The organism is Acidovorax sp. SUPP2825, assembly GCF_030158995.1.
GTDB lineage: Bacteria > Pseudomonadota > Gammaproteobacteria > Burkholderiales > Burkholderiaceae_C > Paracidovorax.
Genome location: NZ_BQXK01000009.1, coordinates 101,008 through 117,792, shown reverse-complemented (window position 1 = coordinate 117,792; position 16,785 = coordinate 101,008). Strand labels below are relative to the sequence as shown.

17 protein-coding genes are annotated in these 16,785 nt (G+C 71.3%); 4 read left to right on the top strand and 13 right to left on the bottom strand.

Annotated features, from left to right (window positions below; translation table 11 throughout):
- Positions 1 to 50: 50 nt before the first annotated feature.
- A complete protein-coding gene (locus tag AVAK2825_RS13260; protein ID WP_284399303.1) occupies positions 51 to 1,196 on the bottom strand; it encodes an alginate lyase family protein in 1,146 nt (381 codons plus the stop codon).
- Between the two features lie 555 nt (positions 1,197 to 1,751).
- Between AVAK2825_RS13260 and AVAK2825_RS13255 the strand changes: the two genes are divergently transcribed.
- Complete coding sequence (locus AVAK2825_RS13255; RefSeq protein ID WP_284399299.1) at positions 1,752 to 2,897, top strand: hypothetical protein; 1,146 nt, start codon at positions 1,752 to 1,754, stop codon at positions 2,895 to 2,897.
- Positions 2,898 to 2,943: 46 nt separating this feature from the next.
- On the opposite strand, the gene AVAK2825_RS13250 is transcribed toward AVAK2825_RS13255, so the two are convergent.
- Positions 2,944 to 4,191: an MFS transporter gene (locus tag AVAK2825_RS13250; RefSeq protein WP_502870537.1), complete on the bottom strand. Its 1,248-nt coding sequence runs from the start codon at positions 4,189 to 4,191 to the stop codon at positions 2,944 to 2,946.
- A gap of 186 nt (positions 4,192 to 4,377) precedes the next feature.
- Between AVAK2825_RS13250 and AVAK2825_RS13245 the strand changes: the two genes are divergently transcribed.
- On the top strand, positions 4,378 to 5,268 hold the full coding sequence (locus AVAK2825_RS13245) for a LysR family transcriptional regulator (RefSeq protein ID WP_284399293.1): 891 nt from the start codon (positions 4,378 to 4,380) through the stop codon (positions 5,266 to 5,268).
- A 36-nt stretch (positions 5,269 to 5,304) separates the two neighbouring features.
- Here the strand turns inward: AVAK2825_RS13245 and cobT are convergent, their stop codons facing one another.
- Positions 5,305 to 6,369, bottom strand: a complete 1,065-nt coding sequence (cobT, locus tag AVAK2825_RS13240) for a nicotinate-nucleotide--dimethylbenzimidazole phosphoribosyltransferase (protein WP_284399290.1) — start codon at positions 6,367 to 6,369, stop codon at positions 5,305 to 5,307.
- A gap of 386 nt (positions 6,370 to 6,755) precedes the next feature.
- On the opposite strand from cobT, the gene AVAK2825_RS13235 reads away from it, so the two are divergent.
- Positions 6,756 to 7,181 carry a hypothetical protein gene (locus AVAK2825_RS13235; RefSeq protein ID WP_284399288.1) on the top strand — a complete coding sequence of 142 codons (426 nt, stop codon included), beginning with the start codon at positions 6,756 to 6,758 and terminating at the stop codon, positions 7,179 to 7,181.
- Between the two features lie 62 nt (positions 7,182 to 7,243).
- Here the strand turns inward: AVAK2825_RS13235 and AVAK2825_RS13230 are convergent, their stop codons facing one another.
- Positions 7,244 to 8,704: a cobyric acid synthase gene (locus tag AVAK2825_RS13230; RefSeq protein ID WP_284399558.1), complete on the bottom strand. Its 1,461-nt coding sequence runs from the start codon at positions 8,702 to 8,704 to the stop codon at positions 7,244 to 7,246.
- A 294-nt stretch (positions 8,705 to 8,998) separates the two neighbouring features.
- On the opposite strand from AVAK2825_RS13230, the gene AVAK2825_RS13225 reads away from it, so the two are divergent.
- Positions 8,999 to 9,412 carry a DUF3224 domain-containing protein gene (locus tag AVAK2825_RS13225; RefSeq protein WP_284399285.1) on the top strand — a complete coding sequence of 138 codons (414 nt, stop codon included), beginning with the start codon at positions 8,999 to 9,001 and terminating at the stop codon, positions 9,410 to 9,412.
- A gap of 25 nt (positions 9,413 to 9,437) precedes the next feature.
- Here the strand turns inward: AVAK2825_RS13225 and AVAK2825_RS13220 are convergent, their stop codons facing one another.
- The 9 genes from AVAK2825_RS13220 to AVAK2825_RS13180 all read right to left on the bottom strand — a co-directional run bounded on the left by AVAK2825_RS13220 (position 9,438) and on the right by AVAK2825_RS13180 (position 16,746).
- On the bottom strand, positions 9,438 to 9,839 hold the full coding sequence (locus AVAK2825_RS13220) for a DUF3037 domain-containing protein (protein WP_284399283.1): 402 nt from the start codon (positions 9,837 to 9,839) through the stop codon (positions 9,438 to 9,440).
- Positions 9,826 to 10,611, bottom strand: a complete 786-nt coding sequence (locus AVAK2825_RS13215; RefSeq protein ID WP_284399280.1) for a HipA family kinase — start codon at positions 10,609 to 10,611, stop codon at positions 9,826 to 9,828. The genes AVAK2825_RS13220 and AVAK2825_RS13215 overlap by 14 nt, the downstream gene beginning before the upstream one ends.
- A 54-nt stretch (positions 10,612 to 10,665) precedes the next feature.
- Entirely contained in the window at positions 10,666 to 11,673 is a 1,008-nt protein-coding gene (locus tag AVAK2825_RS13210; protein ID WP_284399278.1) for an aminotransferase class I/II-fold pyridoxal phosphate-dependent enzyme, read from the bottom strand.
- Complete coding sequence (gene cbiB / locus AVAK2825_RS13205) at positions 11,664 to 12,638, bottom strand: adenosylcobinamide-phosphate synthase CbiB (RefSeq protein WP_284399275.1); 975 nt, start codon at positions 12,636 to 12,638, stop codon at positions 11,664 to 11,666. Before cbiB ends, AVAK2825_RS13210 begins: the two co-directional genes overlap by 10 nt.
- Positions 12,638 to 13,381, bottom strand: coding sequence for a 5,6-dimethylbenzimidazole synthase (gene bluB / locus AVAK2825_RS13200; protein ID WP_284399272.1), 744 nt, complete (start codon positions 13,379 to 13,381; stop codon positions 12,638 to 12,640). Before bluB ends, cbiB begins: the two co-directional genes overlap by 1 nt.
- Before the next feature lie 26 nt (positions 13,382 to 13,407).
- Positions 13,408 to 13,977, bottom strand: a complete 570-nt coding sequence (gene cobO, locus AVAK2825_RS13195; RefSeq protein ID WP_272564138.1) for a cob(I)yrinic acid a,c-diamide adenosyltransferase — start codon at positions 13,975 to 13,977, stop codon at positions 13,408 to 13,410.
- A gap of 65 nt (positions 13,978 to 14,042) precedes the next feature.
- Positions 14,043 to 14,822: an ABC transporter ATP-binding protein gene (locus AVAK2825_RS13190; RefSeq protein WP_284399267.1), complete on the bottom strand. Its 780-nt coding sequence runs from the start codon at positions 14,820 to 14,822 to the stop codon at positions 14,043 to 14,045.
- Entirely contained in the window at positions 14,819 to 15,868 is a 1,050-nt protein-coding gene (locus AVAK2825_RS13185) for a FecCD family ABC transporter permease (protein ID WP_284399554.1), read from the bottom strand. Before AVAK2825_RS13185 ends, AVAK2825_RS13190 begins: the two co-directional genes overlap by 4 nt.
- A gap of 44 nt (positions 15,869 to 15,912) precedes the next feature.
- Positions 15,913 to 16,746: an ABC transporter substrate-binding protein gene (locus AVAK2825_RS13180; RefSeq protein WP_502870536.1), complete on the bottom strand. Its 834-nt coding sequence runs from the start codon at positions 16,744 to 16,746 to the stop codon at positions 15,913 to 15,915.
- Between the last annotated feature and the right edge of the window lie 39 nt (positions 16,747 to 16,785).

The following is a 16,785-nucleotide window of genomic DNA, read 5'->3' as shown; positions in this document are numbered from 1 at the left end:
CGGCCCCTGGCCTGCGTGACCCACCGCGTTCAGGGGCCGACGCCCGCCGCTCACCCTCCCTGGTTGCGTGCGGCAGGCAGCCGGCTGAACGCCAGGCGCCAGTTCGGGCGACCTCCGCCGAGCCGCTCCGCCAGGGCAACGCACTCGGGGTCGTAGGCAGCGGCCAGGAACAGCAGCGGCAGTGCGTCGCGCGGCTCGTACAGGCTGCCGACCACGTGGCCCCGCTCGCCGTTGTCCGAGCGCGCCTTGTCGAAGCGCACGTCGCTGCCCACAAATTCGGCATGCGTCTTCTCGCCCTTCAGGTATGGCATCACCCACGCCACGCTGTGGGCGATGGAGGCACCGTTCGCCGCCTTCCAGTGGTAGAAATCCTCGCCCTGCTCCGCGAAGGCCAGCGCCAGCGTAACCAGCGGGCGCAGGTCGTACACGTGGTAGGACAGCGCATCGCGCTCCTGGAAATCGACGCTTTCGCCGCTGGCAAGCAGGTTGTCGTTGATCTGCGCACGCAGGCCGTCCCGGGCGTAGGCGATCAGCCGTGCGTCGCCGAGTGCGAAGCCGATGAGGCCGACGATCTTCAGGCGATGGCTGTGCCAGTTGTTGGTGGCGGTTTTCTTCTTCATCTCCCGCGACCCCATCTCGGCTTCGGCGATGCGGCGCATCCAGCCATCGACCGATTCGCGCGTGGAAGCGCCCAGGTCGGCCCGCACCAGCCGATAACCGAAGATGGCGGGCTCCAGGCCGGTTTCATCGATGGGTTGGCCGGTCGGGCGGTTGACCTGTGCCCAGCGCAGCAGGTAGTCGCCCGCCTTCGCCGCATGGCGCGGGTCGTGGTCGAGCCGGTAGGTGATGGCCAGCGCCTGGATCTTGTCCATGTCCTGCAGGCCCGCTTCGGTCTGGGCCTTGAGCGGATCGCCCCGCAGCCGGCCGCCGGTGGTCAGCACGGCCACGGGCCGGGGCTCGCTCTTCATCGCGTCTTCGGCGATGCGCCGCTGGGCGGCCATGGCACTGCGCCATGCGGGGACGGTGGCCGATTGTTCTCGCGCCTGATCCCATTGCCGGGGGGGGGGCCAAAGCGTTTGCGCCTGCGCCAGGCAAGCGCCAGACAGCGCCACCCAGGCCAGCGCCGCCAGGACGGCCTTGCGCCCGCTGCGGGGAAAAGGCACCGCGTGCCGCACTTTCCATAGAACCATTGACATTGATCTTCCCTGGTGGATGGCTCCGCACTGCACTGCACTGCACTGCGCAAGCGGCAGACTGCCGTGCAGAACGCACCCGGTGAATTGAGGAGGCCACCACCGGCGCGATGGCCCAGAAAGCCGGAGGACAGGGCAGTCGGCAAGCGAATCCGGTGCACCGACAACGGCACCGAACCATGATGGCGTGCGGCCGCATCGCCCGTGCTTCCAACGGTTTCAGCCTGGGGCCGCACCCATTCATCGGCATCCACGCACACACGCCTCGCAAGCGCATTCCGCCTGGAAGCATGTCCCTATCGAGATTGAAACACCTATTTACATAAACACTGGCGAAAGATAGTCTGGCGCCGATTTCTACTGTCTCGGGCCGCACATGGGCACATGGTCGCCCCTTCGGCCCCACCGCCATCACCCAGGAAAACGACCTGTGAACCACTCCAGAACCATCCGCCTCTCCCTGCTGAATGCCGCCCTCGCTACCGCGTGCCTGGTCCATGCCCCCCTGGCCCAGGCCGCAGACGTACGGATCACCGTGCCCCGGCAGGCGGCTTCGTGGTGCGCAGCGCCAATGGGACGCAAGAGGGACTGCGCGTGCAGGATGGCGGCGGCGTCTTCCTGCCCACCCTCTCCACACGGACGCCCGTGGCCACGGTGCTGTGCTTTGAAACCACCACGGGCGCGCTGGGGCCCTGTGCAGCAGGCGTGGCCGCAGGCCCGGCCGGCGCGACAGGCGCCACAGGCACCGCAGGCCCGACCGGCGCTACAGGGGCGACCGGTGCCGCAGGCGCCACAGGGGCCACCGGCGCCACCGGCGCCGCAGGCTCCACGGGTGCCACCGGCGCCACGGGTGCCACCGGCACGGCGGGTGCCACCGGTGCCACAGGACCTGCGGGCACCGCCGGCGTTGCCGGCGCCACGGGAGCGACCGGTGCCGCAGGGCCGACAGGCGCCGCCGGTGCGACGGGAGCGACCGGGTCGACAGGTGCCACGGGCGAGGGGTATGCCAACGGCACGGCCGGCGGGCAGATCACCGTGACGTCATCGTCCGCGCCTTTCAGCCCGCAGGCGCCCGTCACGCTGACGGGAGACGCGAGCCTGAGCAGTGCCGGCGCGCTCACCATCGCGGACGGCGCCATCACCGGCAACAAGATCGCCAACCTCACCGTGGCCAACTCCAACATTGCCGTGAATGCCATCACCACCAGCAAGGTGGCGAATGGCACCGTCACCACCAGCAAGATGGCCGACCAGGCGATTTCCACGCTCAAGCTGCTGGACTCGGCGGTGACCAACGTCAAGCTGGCCGACGATGCGGTGAGCGTGTCCAAATTGCAGGGGGGTGCCTCCGCCGCAGCCCGAACCTACCTGCGCTCGGACGGCGTTTGGGTGCAGCCCGGACAACTCGTACAGGGCGGCACCCTGACATCGGGCTCCACCGTGCCCAGCACCCCGACCGGAGGGGTGTACTACGCGGCCCAGGGCGGCAGCACGCTGAACCTGCCCCCCGCGAACGTGGCGGGGCAGACGCTCACCATCATCACCCTCGATCCACAGAACGGCGCGTCGGTCATCCTGCAGGCCTCGGGCGCGGACACCATCGTGAATGCAAGCTTCAGCGGCAACGGCATCGGCAGTACCTTGCAGGGCGCCTTCAAATACTTCCTGCTGAGCGACGGCAACGGGCGGTGGTTCGTGAACTGAAGCGTTCCGGCCGCAAAATGGCGGCGACTTGCCATCGCCGCCCGGTTCACGCCTTCGCCCCGGTCCCCCGCGGCCCCGCAGCCGACATTCCGATGCCCAGCACCGCCAGCGCGCCCGTCAGCCCCACGATGGCCGGCCACCCGCCGTGCTGCCAGAACCATCCGCCCACCGATCCAACCACGCTCGAACCCATGTAGTAGAACCAGAGATAGAGCGATGCCGCGTGCCCCTTGGTCAGCCCGGCCAGCGGGCCGATGGATGAACTGGCGATCGAGTGGCCGATGAAGAAGCCGGTGGTCACCAGCGCGATGCCCGCGAACACGCCCCACAGCGACGGCGACAGGGTGAGCAGCGTGCCGCCCAGCATGAACGCGAAGCCCGCGGCGAGCAGCCCGCGCCGCCCCAGACGGTCCGCCAACCGGCCCGCCACGGACGAGGACACGATGCCGAAGCCGAACACCAGGAACATCAGGCTGATCTGCGTCTGGCTGAGGCCGTAGGGTGCGCCGGACAGGCGGAACGTGGCGTAGTTGAACAGCGTCACGAAGATGCTCGTCAGCAGAAAACCGATGGCGAACAGCCGCAGCAGCCCGCGGTGGCGCAGGTGGCCGCCCCAGGCCCGAAGGTGGTAGCGGATCTGCAGCCCGGGCTGGGGCGTGAAGTGGCGCGACCGCGGCAGCAGCACGAGAAAGCCGATGGCCGACAGCAGGCACAGCGCGCCCAGGCAGCCCAGCGCGGCGCGCCAGCTCACCCATTCGGTGAGCACGCCCATGCCCACGCGCCCCATCATTCCGCCGAACGCGGTGCCCGCCACATACAGGCCCATGGTGTGCGCCAGATGGCGCGGGTCGATCTCCTCGGCCAGGTAGGCCATGGCCACGGCCGGCACGCCGCCCAGCACCAACCCTTCCAGCGCGCGGGCCACCAGCAGGCCGTGCCAGCTGGGCACGATGGCCGCGGCGATGTTCAGCAGCGAGGCGAGCGCCATCGAGGCGAACATCAACCCGCGCCGCCCCAGCGCCTGCGAAAACGCCCCCGCCAGCACGATCGCCACGGCCAGCAGGCCGGTGGTCAGCGACAGCGGCAAGGCGCTCTGCGCGGGGCTGATGCCGAACGATCGGGCAAACGCCGGCAGCAGCGGCTGCACGCAGTAGATGAGCGAAAAACTGGCGAAGCCCGCCAGGAACAGCGCCGCGGCGGCACGCCGGTAATCCGCGGAGCCGCGCGCGATCCAGCCCGAAGCGGACGTGCCCGGCGGCGTGGATCGGGCTGCGGGCGGTTCGGCCAGGGGCATGGCGGAAGGCGGGGCGAGGTCTGGGGAAGCGGTCAACGAAGGCATGGGTCGAACGATGGACAGCAGAGCAAGGCGGCAAGGGAAAGGCGCTGCGCCGAAAGGCAGCCAGCGCTGGAATCTAGGCGCTTCCCTCATATATGTCCAATATATGATTCATCTCATCACCATACTTATTTCAGATATCCGATGGAACTGCGCCACATCCGCTACTTCATCGCCGTGGCCGAGGAAGGCAACTTCACCCGGGCCGCGGCGCGCCTGGGCATCGCGCAGCCGCCGCTGAGCCTGCAGATCAAGGACCTGGAAGCCGAGGTGGGCGTGCCGCTGTTCCACCGCGTGCCGCACGGCGCGCAGCTCACCGACGCGGGCCGCGCTTTCCTGGAAGGCGTGGGCGGCCTGCCGGCGCGCACCTTCGACGCCGTGCGCGCAGCGCAGCGGGCGGCGCGCGGCGAGGCGGGCGTGCTGCACCTGGGCTTCACCGGCTCGTCCGCGCTCAATCCCGTGGTCGTGCAGGCCATCCGCTCGTACCGCCGCGGATTCGCGCAGGTGGAACTCAGGATCGACGAGGGCAACTCCCTCACCCTGGTGGAGCGGCTGCGCGACGGGCGGCTGGACATCGCCATCCTGCGCCCGGACGGCCTGGACGCCAAGGGCCTGCACTTTCACCGCTATCCGGACGAGCCGCTGATCGTGGCACTGCCGGCCAGCCACGCCGCCTCGCGCAGGGGCCCGCGCATCGACCTGCAGAAGTTGCGCGGCGAGCCCTTCATCCTCACGCCCCGGCCGCTCGGCCCCAGCCTGTTCGATGCCTCGGTGGCGGCCTGCCGCGCGGCGGGCTTCGAGCCGCAACTGGGCCCCACGGCGCCGCAGATCGTGTCGATCCTCGCGCTGGTCGCCGCCGAGCTGGGCGTGGCGCTGGTGCCTGCCTCCATGCGGCACCTGGCCTTCAAGGGGGTGGCCTACCGGTCGCTCAGCAGCCAGTCGGCCCTGGTGAGCCTGGCCGTCGCCCACCGCGAGGGCGACCGTTCGCCCTTCGTGCAGAACTTCGTCGCGCTGGCCCGGCCCGCGGCCCGGTAGGCCCGGGCACGCTTTCCGGCACGCGCGCCGCCCGGGTCACACCTTGCCGGCGACCCCCGCCGATTCGAAGCTCGCCATCTCGCGCAGCACGGCGCAGGCCGATTGCAGCAGGGGCCAGGCCAGCGCAGCGCCCGAGCCCTCGCCCAGCCGCAGGCCCATGTCCAGCAGCGGCTCGGCCTGCAGTTCGCCCAGCAGCAGCGTGTGGCCCCGCTCGCCCGATCGGTGGGCGAACACGCAGCGCTCCAGCACGGCGGGCGCCAGGCGGCTGGCCACCAGCACGGCCGCGCTGGTGATGAAGCCGTCCACCACGATCACCCGGCGCTCGCTGGCGGCCTGCAGCACCGCGCCCACCAGGGTGGCCACCTCCAGCCCGCCCAGGGCGGCCAGTGCCTGCAAGGGCCCGGTGGCATCGGCATTGGCCTCCAGCGCCTGCTGCAGCACCGCGCGCTTGCGCGCCACGCCCTCGGCATCCAGGCCGGTGCCCGCGCCCGTGCAGTCGCCGATCGGCAGGCCGCACAGGCGCGACAGCAGCAGCGAGGCGACCGATGTGTTGCCGATGCCCATCTCGCCCAGCAACAGCGCGTTGCCAGGCAAGCCGCGCACGATCTCGCACCCGTTGGCAACCGCCTGGGCGCACTGGCCCGCGGTCATCGCCGGGCCCACCGACGCATCGGCCGTGCCGGCCGCCACGCGGCAGTGGCTGAGCAGGCGCGGCTGCCCCGGTGCGCTGTCGCGCGGGGCGATGGGGCGCGCCACGCCGCAGTCGGCCACGGTCAGGTCCAGTCCGTGCTGGCGCGCCAGCACGCTCACCGCAGCGCCGCCGGACAGGAAGTTCTCCACCATCTGCCAGGTCACATCGCTCGGAAAGGCCGACACGCCGCGTGCCGCCAGGCCGTGGTCGGCCGCGCACACCAGCATCTGCGGCTGGCGCAGCTCGGGCGCCTCGGTGCCCAGGATGCGGCCGATGCGCAGCGCCAGCGACTCCAGCCGGCCCAGAGCACCCAGCGGCTTGGCCTTGTGGTCCAGCAGGTGCTGCAGGCAGGCAGCGAACGCCTCGTCGGACAGGGTTTCAACGGATGGAAGATCAGCGGTGTTGCTCATAAATCAGGGGCAAGTGGATAGCGACGGCTCGGACAGATTCAATCAAGGCGCGCGAAGCGGTCATCGCAGCACGGTTGCATCGGGGCGAACGACCTGCACCGGGCTACCCTGGTGAAGATGCGATCAGTTACCCGAATTGCTTCGCAAAATCGCCATATCCTACGCAGTGGAAATTCCGACCAATGGAAAGAATATCAACATTCGGGTCTGTCCAACTCTTTTCAAGTGATCCAATGGGATGCATCAACTCCACCTCACGCAACTCTAGCCCCGTGCATACGTGGGCGACCAATACACCCGCTCAAACACCGGGTAACCGTTCTCCGATGCCACAGGGCTCTCCCTACGCCGGCCCCAGCCGGCGGTCTGCCGGCGCGGGTGGGGCCATGGCGCCCCGCTCGCCGTTGCAGTCCGGACATGCCGCGATCCGATCCACGGCACAGCAGTTGCGCCAGCAGCAGGAGACGATTGCAAATCTGCTGGAACATGCCGTGCAATACCCGGGCCACGAAGGCATGAAAAGCGTCGTCAGATCCTGCGAAAAACTCAACCGGAAAATAACGGACTATCTGGTTCAGAATCGCGGTTTCATCGGACCTGACGATGTACGGCGGAAGCTGACAAGTCCCATCAGGCTCGTCGAGCAGCATCGCGCCGAAGTGGCGGCACGGATGGTTGCCGACGATTCGGACGAAGAGCAGCCCAGCTACAGCCAGGCGGGCCCGAGTTCGCAAAGTTACAACCCGGCGGAGTTCGAAGTCACGACCGTTTTTTCGGCAGGCCAGTACGACTACGGCCATTACTTGCGCTGAACGTCGACACCCAGCCATAAAAAGTCCCAGCCCGCCCCGTGCGGGCTTTTTTCCATCCGTCCCTACTGCAAGACGCGGCGTTTCCATTCCTCGTCGAACCATTCATCCACCCCGCTCGCCAGCCTGTCGAACACGGCGTCGAGCGTGGGTGCGTCGGCCCCGAAGAGCGCGCGCAGGATGCCGGCGTCCTCGAACAGGCCGTGCAGGTACAACCCCAGCACGTTGCCGCGCGCGTTCTGCCATGCCAGGCCCGGGATCACGGCATGCGCCACGTCGCCCGCCGCGGCCATCGCCGGATGCTGCGCGGTCTGGCCGTGGTGGATCTCGTAGCCCTGCACCGCCGTGCCGGCCAACGCCTGCCAGGCGCCCTGCGCGGCGCCGAACGCGGTGCGGGTATAGCGCACGGTCTTGACGGGCTCGAAGGCCGTCACCAGCGGCAGCAGGCCCAGGCCCGCCGCGTTGCCGTCCACGCCGTGCGTGTCGATGAGGGCCTCACCCAGCATCTGCAGGCCGCCGCAGATGCCCAGCACCCGCCCACCCCGCGCCGCATGCGCGGCCACGGCGGCGTCCAGCCCCTGCGCGCGCAGCCAGGCCAGGTCGGCCGCCGTGGCCTTGGACCCGGGCAGCACGATCCAGTCGGCCCCCGCCACGTCGGCCGGGCTGCGGGCCCACAGCAGCCGCACGCCCGGCACGGCCTTCAGGGGCTGGAATTCGTCGAGGTTGCTGATGCGCGGGTAGGCCACCACGGCGATGGTCGTGTGCACCACGCCGCTGGCGCGCGCGGCATCGTCGAACACCCCGTCTTCCTCGGGCAGGCCGTGGTGCCACTGCATGGGGATGGTGGCCACGGTGGGCACGCCGGTCATCTGCTGCAGCATCTCGGGCGCAGGCGCCAGCAACGCCGCATCGCCCCGGAACTTGTTGAGCACGAAGCCCTGGATCAGCGCGCGCTCATCCTCCGGCACCAGGGCCCAGGTGCCGTAGAGGTGGGCGAACGCGCCGCCCCGGTCGATGTCGGTGACGAGCAGGCAGCTCGCGCCCGCATGCCGCGCCACGCGCAGGTTGACCACGTCGCTCGCTTGCAGGTTGATCTCGGCCGGCGAGCCCGCGCCTTCGATCACCACCACGTCGTTCTCGGCGCGCAGCGCATCGAGCGCGGCGGCGATCTGCGGCCACACGCGCGCACTGCGGCCGCGCCAGGGCAATGCGGACAGCTCCTCGCTCACCTGCCCCATCAGCACCACCTGGCTGCGGGTGTCGGCCTCCGGCTTGAGCAGCAGCGGGTTCATGCGCACATCGGGCTCGGCACGCGCCGCCAGGGCCTGGAAATACTGCGCGCTGCCGATCTCGCCGTGGCCGCCGCCCGGCCCGGCGACCACGCGCGCGTTGTTGCTCATGTTCTGCGCCTTGAACGGCGCCACCTTCAGGCCCTGGTTGCTGTACCAGCGGCACAGGGCCGTGGACAGCCAGCTCTTGCCGGCGCCACTAGTGGTGCCCAGCACCATGACGCAGCGCGCCGCCATGTCAGCGCCCGGCCCGTGCGCTGCGGCCACAGCGGCGGCAGAACAGCGGACACGGAAAAAGCGGAGCGGTGGGGCGAGGAGCAACGAAGGCGAAAGGGGCGGAATGCACGGCGCAGTTCGATTGGCGAAGGAGCCGTATTGTCCCCCGACCCGCATGCCCGGCTCGCGGCCAGCATGGCCCGAACCGCGTTGCACGTTCTTGCGGTTCAATAGCGGCTTCGTTTCCACCGACAGGCCCTGCCCTCCCTGCGCGTTCCTGCAGCGGGCAGGCCGCTTCCACCCGCGAGACAACCCATGATTTCCGATTCCATCACCGGCCCCTTCGACGTCAAAACCGCGCCCCACCCACTGAGCGACACGGCGAGCACCAGCGGCCTTCTCCGCATGTCCCTCGACAAGCGCTTCCACGGCAGCCTGGACGCCACGAGCACGGGCGAGATGCTGGCCTTTCGCAGCGCCACCGCAGGATCGGCCGGCTACGTCGCGATGGAAACCGTGCATGGCAGCCTGGCAGGACGCCCGGGCAGCTTCGTGCTGCAGCACAGCTCGACCATGGCGCGCGGCGTGCCAGAGCAGCGCATCGCAGTGGTGCCTGATTCGGGCACCGACGCGCTCACCGGCCTGGAAGGTCGCATGACCATCGACGTCGCCGCCGACGGGGCGCACGCCTACCGGTTCGACTTCACATTACCGGACAGCGCCGGCTGAGGCGGGGTGCGGCGCCTTCACCCCATCAACCCATCGCACGCAACGGCCGGACCATGCGGTCCATGATGTGCTCCAGCGCCGCGCCCGCATCGGTGCAGCGCCCGGTGTGCACCGGCGAGGTCTGGATGATCCCGCTGCGCCGCGCGGTCAGCCAGTGAAAGCGCGATCGGTAAGGCATCTGCGCGATGGGCCCGCAGCCCGTGTCGCCCGCGCAGATGGCGACGATGGCCGCCAGGTGCCGGCGCACCGTGTCCAGGTCGGCCGCAGGGTCCAGGGCCAGCAGCCGCGCCTCGTCCAGTGCCATGGCGGCCTGAAGGAAGCCCGTGCGCTGGCACGACAGGATGGCGCCGGCATTGATGAATTCTTCGCGCTCCACGCGCGGCACCACGCGCACGATGGCGTAGTCGTACACATCAGCCGCGTGCATCGATCGCTCCTTTCAGCCAGGCGCCGCGCCCGGCCAGCCGTGCGGCGAAGTAATCCGCGTAGGCCTGCCGGTGGGTGCCGGGCGCGGTCAACGGGCCGTCGGCGTGGTCGGCACCGGCCAGTTGCAGAAATTCATCGGGCACCTCGGACAGCACGCCCTGCAGCACCGCGGGCGTGAGGCGCGCGGCCAGTTCCGCATCCACCTGCGCCAGCGCGGTGGCGCGGGGCAGCAGCACGTGGTCGGCAATGGGGGCGAAGGGCTTGGCGGGCAGGGCCACCGTGCCGTTCCAGGCATGGTGGAAAGTGAGCGCCGCGCCATGGTCGATCAGCCACGGGTTGCGGTGCCACACCAGCAGGTTGGTGTTGCGCGCCGTGCGGTCCACGTTGCCCACCAGCGTGTCGAACCACACCAGCCGCGAGGCGAAGTCGTCCGAGACCGCATCCACCGCCGGGTCGAAGTTCGCGGCGCCCGAGAGGTAGTCCAGCCCCACGTTCAGGCCGCCGCTGGCACGGATCAGGTCCTGGATCTCGGGGTCCGGCTCGGTCTGCGCCAGGGCCACGTCGAGTTGCGCCAGAACGATTTCGGGAACGGGCAAGCCGAGCGCGCGGGCGATGCCCCCGGCGATCATCTCGGCGAGCAGGGCCCGCACGCCCTGCCCCGCACCGCGGAACTTGAGCACGTACAGGCCCAGGTCGTCGCCCTCGACGACGGCGGGCATGGAGCCGCCCTCACGCAGGGGCGTGACGTAGCGGCTGACGGTGATGGTGCGCATGGCGGAGCGGCTTCCTTCGAGCGGTCGCGGGTGAGGCGGGGATGGTAGCGGCAGTCAGCCGATCCAGGCCTGGCGCAGCGCCTGCTGGGAATCCGGCGGCAGCACGCCCAGGCGCACCTGCCCCGGCAAGCCGAAGGACGCGCAGTCCCGCAGCTTGATACCTTCCTCGCGCAAGGCTGCCAATGCAGCAGGCAAGTCCTGCACCCCAGGCCGTGCCACGAAGTAGTTGGCCAGGCTCCCGGGCAAGACGGCCCAGCCCAGCGATTCGCACAGCGCCTGCTGCTGCGCCTTCCACGCGCGCAGCGTGTCCAGGCTGTCGCGCAGCCAGCGCTGGGTGGAGGCAAGGGTCCATGCCGTGAGCAGCGCCACGCCGTGGGCGCCGATGGGCCACGATGGCGCCAGCGACTGCAGCGCGGCAAGGTCTTGCGGCGGCTGCGCCTGCGGCGCAATGGCGTAGGCCGCGCGCACGCCGGTCAGGCCCAGGGCCTTGTTGGGCGTCCACAACTGCCAAGCGTTGGCGGGCATGGGGGGGGCGGCACCCTCCAGGCGCAGGGGGGCGTAGGCACAGTCGAGCACGCGCAGTGCGCCGTCTTGCGCTCCGGGCCGGCCCCAGGCGGCCAGCTCGAGGTCGGGCGTGCCGAGCGGGCTGGAGGGATCGCACGCCCAGAACAGTCCGGTGCCTGCCTGGCCTGCACCGGGCGCGGCGCGCCGCACATCCAGCCCCAAGGCCTGCGCCGCGCGCGTGTAGTCCCCATAGCCATGCGCCGGCACCGCCACGGCCCGCTCGCCCCGCCGGGCGGCGAAGGCGGTGATGCGATGGATGAATTCGCTCGCGCTGCCCGCGATCACGATGCGCGCCGGCGCCACGTCGTGGAAGGCGCCCAGGCGCTCGCGCAACGCGGTGTAGGCCGGGTCGGGGTAATGCCGGGCATCGGCTTCGCGCAGCGCCTGGACCGCCCCGGGGCACGGGCCGCAGGCGTTGCTGTTGGTGGAAAAGTCGTGCAGCGGCACGCCCAGGGCGTCCGGGCCGCCATGCAGGGGGGCGTGCGCCGTCACATCCATTGCAGCACCCACAATGCTATTGAAAAGTGAGCAACCAGGGCAATCAATCCGCCGGCAACGACCACTTTCGATGCCCAGCCTGCCGCCCGGGGCGTGTCGCGGGCGTCAGCGCCCCGCCCTTCGTGGTGGAGCGTGTACACGCCGGGCTTGGCCAGGCGCACGCCCAGGGCCAGCGCCATGGCGGCCATGGGCCAGCCGCTGTTGGGCGACGGCGTGCGGCGCGCTTCGGTCGCCAGCACGCGCCAGTGCGGGCCGCCGGCGATGGCTCGCAGCAGCAGCGCCGTGAGCCGCGCCGGCAGCCACGACAGCGCGTCGTCCGCGCGCGCCGCCCATTTGCCGGCCCACTGCCAGTAACGCCCGCCGCGCATGCCGGGGTAGCCCCACATGGCATCGGCCGTGTTGGCGAAGCGGTAGAGCGCGGCGCCGGGCAGGCCCAGCAGCGCGAACCAGAACAGCGGCGCGACCACGGAGTCGTTGAGGTTCTCGGCCAGCGACTCGATGGCGCTCTCGCGCACCTGCACCGCGTCGAGCACCTGCACGTCGCGGCTCACCAGGCGCGCCAGGCGTGCGCGCCCGGCCTCCAGCGATTCGGCCAGGGCGGCTTCCACCGCCAGCACCTCGTCGCGCAGCATGCGCCAGGCCAGCAGCGGCTTGAGCAGCAGCGCCATCAGCACCGCGGCCAGCCATGGCGGCGCGTGGCGCAGCACCGCCCATTGCAGCACCGCCGACACGATCAAAACCACGGCGGCCAGCGCACACCACAGCAGCGCTGCCAGCCCGAAAGACCGCCAGTCGCGCGCAGTGGGCGCGCGGGGCGCCACCCGGTCGCCGCCGGCCTGCAGCGCGCGGCCCATCCAGACCACGGGGTGCACGGCCACGGGCGGCTCGCCGAAGCACCGGTCGATGGCCAGCGCAAACGGCACTGCCGCGGCGGGCGCGAGGGCCAGGGCCCAGGCGGCGTCCATCAACGGGGGCCCTTTTCGCCGGCGGCCGGCATCGGGTCCTCGGCAGCGCCTTCCGCCAGCCAGGGCGCCGGCTGGCCCCAGGCGTTGTCGAACACCACGGTGTGAAGCGGCGCGCGGCGCGCCCATCGCTCCTGCTGCAGCATGGGTTCTTCGTAGAAGCCGTGCACCGGGCCGATGGACAGCAGCGCCACCGCCTCGGCGCCAGGCGGCAGGCCCAGCAGTGCGCCCACGGCAGCGGGGTCGAACATGGACACCCAGCCCATGCCCAGCCCCTCGGCGCGCGCGGCCAGCCACAGGTTCTGCAGTGCGCAGGCGACCGAGGCCAGGTCCATCTGCGGCAGCGTGCGGCGGCCGAACACGTGCGCCTCGCGCCCATCGGCTAGCGCCACGGCGATGCACTCGGCCGCATCGCGCAGGCCCTCGACCTTCAGGCGCAGGAACTCCGCGCCGCGCACGCCCAGCGCCTCGGCCGTGCGCAGGCGCTCGGCCTCCACGCAGGCGTGCAGGCGCCCGCGCAGCGCCCCATCGGCCACACGGATGAAGCGCCAGGGCTGCATGAAGCCCACGCTGGGGCCGTGGTGCGCGGCCTCCAGCAGCCGCGCCAGCACCTCGGGCGCGACCTGCCCGCCCGCGAAGTGGCGCATGTCGCGGCGCTCGCGGATGGTGCGGTACACGGCGGCGCGCTCCTCTGCGGAGAAGGCGGCGCCCTGCGCCATGTCGATGGGCGACGTAGGGGATGGCATGGTGGCGCGGGGGCGGTCGGCGGGGCTCAATCCTCGATGCCGCGCTGCGCCGGCACGCCGGCCTGGAACGCGTGCTTGACCATGCCCATCTCGGTCACCGTGTCGGCCAACTCGATCACCTCGGGCGGGCAGCGGCGGCCGGTGAGCACCACGTGCACATGGCGCGGGCGGTCGCGCAGCACCTGCAGCACCTCGTCGAGCGGCAGCCAGCCGTAGATGAGCGGGTAGGTGATCTCGTCCAGCACCACCAGGAAGAATTCGCCGCCCAGCACGGCGGCGCGCGCGCGCTCCCATCCGGCGCGGGCCAGTTCGGCCGACTGGTCGATGTCGCGGCTCTTCCAGGTGAAGCCGTCGCCCAGGCCCTCGATGGGGATGCCCAGCTGCTCGAACATGCGGTGCTCGCCGAAGCGCGCGGTGGGCACCTTCATGAACTGGAAGATCTTGACCGGCTTGCCGCGCCCGTGGGCGCGCAGGGCGAGGCCGAACGCGGCGGTGCTCTTGCCCTTGCCGTTGCCGGTGTTGACCAGCACGATGCCGCGGCGCTCGCCGTCGGGTTTTTCGGAGCGCCGTTCGGCGGGAGGGGTTTCGATCTGCATGCGCAATGTCTCGGAAGTCGTTCGAAAAAAAGGGGCGAAAGCGGTGGTCGGGACGCCGGCCGGCCCTAGTCGATGCGCGGCAGCGACACCCACAGGCCCGCCACCTGCTGCACCTGGATGCGCTGGTCGAACACGGCCTGCAGCGCGGCGTGGGTGGCCGGATCGGCGCAGGCGCCATGGTGCACGATGCGGCCGCGGTCCATGATGGCCATGTCGTCGGCCTGCAGCGCGAGCGACACCTCGTGCAGCACGCTCACCACCGTGCCGCCGCCCGCCGCCAGCGCGCGCATGGCGTGCAGCCAGTCGGCCTGGTGCGGCGGATCGAGGTTGGCCAGGGGTTCGTCCATCAGCAGCACCTCGGCCTGCACGGCCAGCGCGCGCGCCAGCAGGACCCGCTGGCGCTCCCCGCCCGACAGTTGCCCGAGCGGCCGGTGGCGCCAGTCCCAGGCCTGCGTGGTGCGCAGGGCCTGCTCCACCGCCGCATGGTCGGCGGCGCTGGCCGGGGCCATCCAGCGCTGGTGCGGCAGGCGCCCGAGCATGGCGACGTCGTAGGCTGTGAGATCGTCCGCCGAGGCCTCGTTCTGCCCCAGCCAGGCCAGCCGGCAGGCGCGCTCGCGGGCCGGCATGGCGGCCAGGGGCCGGCCCAGCAGTTCGACCCGGCCCGACACCGCCGCGCCGCGCAGCAGGCCCGCCAGCACCTTGAGCAAGGTGGACTTGCCGGCGCCGTTGGGGCCGACCACGCTGGTCCAGCGGCCGGCGGGCACGGCCAGGTCCACGCCGTTCAATACCGGGGCATTTCCGATGTGTGCCGCGATGTTGATTGCCTCGATTGCTATGCTTTTCATAGCGAATGGCCCTGCATGGAGCGCCGGTGCATCAGCCACAGCAGGTAGGTGCCGCCCAGCGCCGCGGTGAGCACGCCCACGGGCAGCTCCTGCGGCGCCAGGATCCAGCGCGCCAGGATGTCGGCCGCCAGCAGCAGCGCCGCGCCCATCAGGCTGGACAGCACGATGTGCCGTTGGTGCGTGACCTTGACGATGGAGCGCACCAGGTGCGGCGCGGCCAGCCCCACGAAGGCGATCAGGCCGGTCTGCGCCACGGCCGTGCCGGTGGCCAGCGCCATGGCCGCCACCAGCCCCGCGCGCATGGGCGCCAGCGGCAGGCCCAGGCTGGCGGCCGTGGCCTCGCCCAACGTCAGGCCGTCGAGCGCGCGCGCCAGGGTCCACGCGGCGATGCCGCACAGCGCCCACGCCCCGGCCATGAGCGCGCAGGCCACCCAGCCGACGAAGCTGGTGCTGCCCAGCGTGAAGGCCTGCATGGCCTGCAGGATGTCCGGCGAGGCCAGTTCCACCAGGTCGCGCAGCGCGCCCAGCACCACGCCCACGATCACCCCGGCCAGCAGCAGGCGCAGCGTGTGCTGCACCCCGCGCGCCAGCACCAGGGTCAGGGCCACGGCGCCGGCCGCGCCGAGAAACGCCATGCCGGTGACGCCCAGCCGCGCCAGCCACTGCGCCGCCATGGGCGAGACGCCGAACACCACCATCGCCAGCGCGCCGCCCAGCGCCGCGCCCGAGGCCGAGCCCAGCAGGTACGGATCGGCCAGCGGGTTGCGGAACAGGCCCTGCGCCACAGCGCCCGCCAGCCCCAGCAGCGCGCCGGCCAGCCACGCGCCCAGCGTGCGCGGCAGGCGGATCTCCCACACGATCTGCCAGGCCACCGGGTCCTGGCCCATGCGCAGCAGGCTGTCGAATCCCGTGCTCCCCACGCAGGCGCCGACGACCAGCAGCAGCGCGCTGGCGACCAGCAGGCAGGCGCCCAGCCACGCGGCGCGGCGCGGGCCGGGGCCGGGCTGCGCGGCATGCGAGGCCGCCGGCACGGGCTGCGATGGCATGGGCGATGACGATGGCATGGCGGGTGCGCCGTCCCGGGGCACGCTCATGGCGCCTTGTCCGCCAGGCAGCGCGCCATGATGCGCGCGGCCTCGGCCATGCGCGGGCCGGGGCGCACCACCACGTCGGCCTCGCCGGGGCCGAACAGGCACACGCGCTGCTCGCGCACGGCTTTCAGGCTGTTCCAGCCCGGGTACATCGCCATGGACTGCATGCTGCGGTTGCCCACCATCATCACGTCGGGCCGCGCTCGCACGACGAACTCGGGGTTCAGCCGCGGGAACGGGCCCAACTCGGGCGGCACCACGTTGCGCGCGCCCAGGCGCGCCAGCGTCTCGCCGATGAACGAGGCCGTGCCCGCCGCATACGGCCCCCGGCTCACCTCGAAATACACGCGGGCCCCGCGCGCGCGGGCCGGCAGCGACTGCGTGGCGGCCTGCACGCCGGCGTCGATCACGCGCCACAGCCGGTCGGCCCCCTGCTCCTGCGGCACGCCGAGCAGCTGGCCCAGCGTGGCGAGCACGCGGCGCACGTCGGCATGGGTCTTGGGCTCCAGCGCCACCACCTTCAGGCCCAATGCCTCCAGCCGGTCGCTGGCGCGCGAGCTGGTGGCCAGCAGCACCACGTCGGGCTGCAGGGCCACGATGGCCTCGATGTTCGGATCGATGCCGCCGCCCAGTTGCGGCAGGCGCTGCACGGCTTCGGGCCAGTTGGAGTAGCGGTCCACGCCCACCAGGCGCTGGCATTGCTGCAGCTCGCACACGCTCTCCGTCAGCGAGGGCAGCAGGCTCACGATGCGCTGCGGCGGCTGGGCGAATGCGACGGTGCGCCCGCGCGCGTCGGTCACCTCGAAAGCCTGCGCGGCCGTGACACCGGCCATCCAGACGAAAGCCGCCAACACCAGGCCCACGGGCCACCG

Bases quoted from the DNA above. Each gene is read 5' to 3' on its own strand.
- AVAK2825_RS13260 (WP_284399303.1), bottom strand. From the start codon at position 1,196: ATGTCAATGGTTCTATGGAAAGTGCGGCACGCGGTGCCTTTTCCCCGC.
- AVAK2825_RS13250 (WP_502870537.1), bottom strand. From the start codon at position 4,191: ATGCCCCTGGCCGAACCGCCCGCAGCCCGATCCACGCCGCCGGGCACG.
- AVAK2825_RS13245 (WP_284399293.1), top strand. From the start codon at position 4,378: ATGGAACTGCGCCACATCCGCTACTTCATCGCCGTGGCCGAGGAAGGC.
- cobT (WP_284399290.1), bottom strand. From the start codon at position 6,369: ATGAGCAACACCGCTGATCTTCCATCCGTTGAAACCCTGTCCGACGAG.
- AVAK2825_RS13235 (WP_284399288.1), top strand. From the start codon at position 6,756: ATGGCGCCCCGCTCGCCGTTGCAGTCCGGACATGCCGCGATCCGATCC.
- AVAK2825_RS13230 (WP_284399558.1), bottom strand. From the start codon at position 8,704: ATGGCGGCGCGCTGCGTCATGGTGCTGGGCACCACTAGTGGCGCCGGC.
- AVAK2825_RS13225 (WP_284399285.1), top strand. From the start codon at position 8,999: ATGATTTCCGATTCCATCACCGGCCCCTTCGACGTCAAAACCGCGCCC.
- AVAK2825_RS13220 (WP_284399283.1), bottom strand. From the start codon at position 9,839: ATGCACGCGGCTGATGTGTACGACTACGCCATCGTGCGCGTGGTGCCG.
- AVAK2825_RS13215 (WP_284399280.1), bottom strand. From the start codon at position 10,611: ATGCGCACCATCACCGTCAGCCGCTACGTCACGCCCCTGCGTGAGGGC.
- AVAK2825_RS13210 (WP_284399278.1), bottom strand. From the start codon at position 11,673: ATGGATGTGACGGCGCACGCCCCCCTGCATGGCGGCCCGGACGCCCTG.
- cbiB (WP_284399275.1), bottom strand. From the start codon at position 12,638: ATGGACGCCGCCTGGGCCCTGGCCCTCGCGCCCGCCGCGGCAGTGCCG.
- bluB (WP_284399272.1), bottom strand. From the start codon at position 13,381: ATGCCATCCCCTACGTCGCCCATCGACATGGCGCAGGGCGCCGCCTTC.
- cobO (WP_272564138.1), bottom strand. From the start codon at position 13,977: ATGCAGATCGAAACCCCTCCCGCCGAACGGCGCTCCGAAAAACCCGAC.
- AVAK2825_RS13190 (WP_284399267.1), bottom strand. From the start codon at position 14,822: ATGAAAAGCATAGCAATCGAGGCAATCAACATCGCGGCACACATCGGA.
- AVAK2825_RS13185 (WP_284399554.1), bottom strand. From the start codon at position 15,868: ATGCCATCGCAGCCCGTGCCGGCGGCCTCGCATGCCGCGCAGCCCGGC.
- AVAK2825_RS13180 (WP_502870536.1), bottom strand. From the start codon at position 16,746: ATGGCCGGTGTCACGGCCGCGCAGGCTTTCGAGGTGACCGACGCGCGC.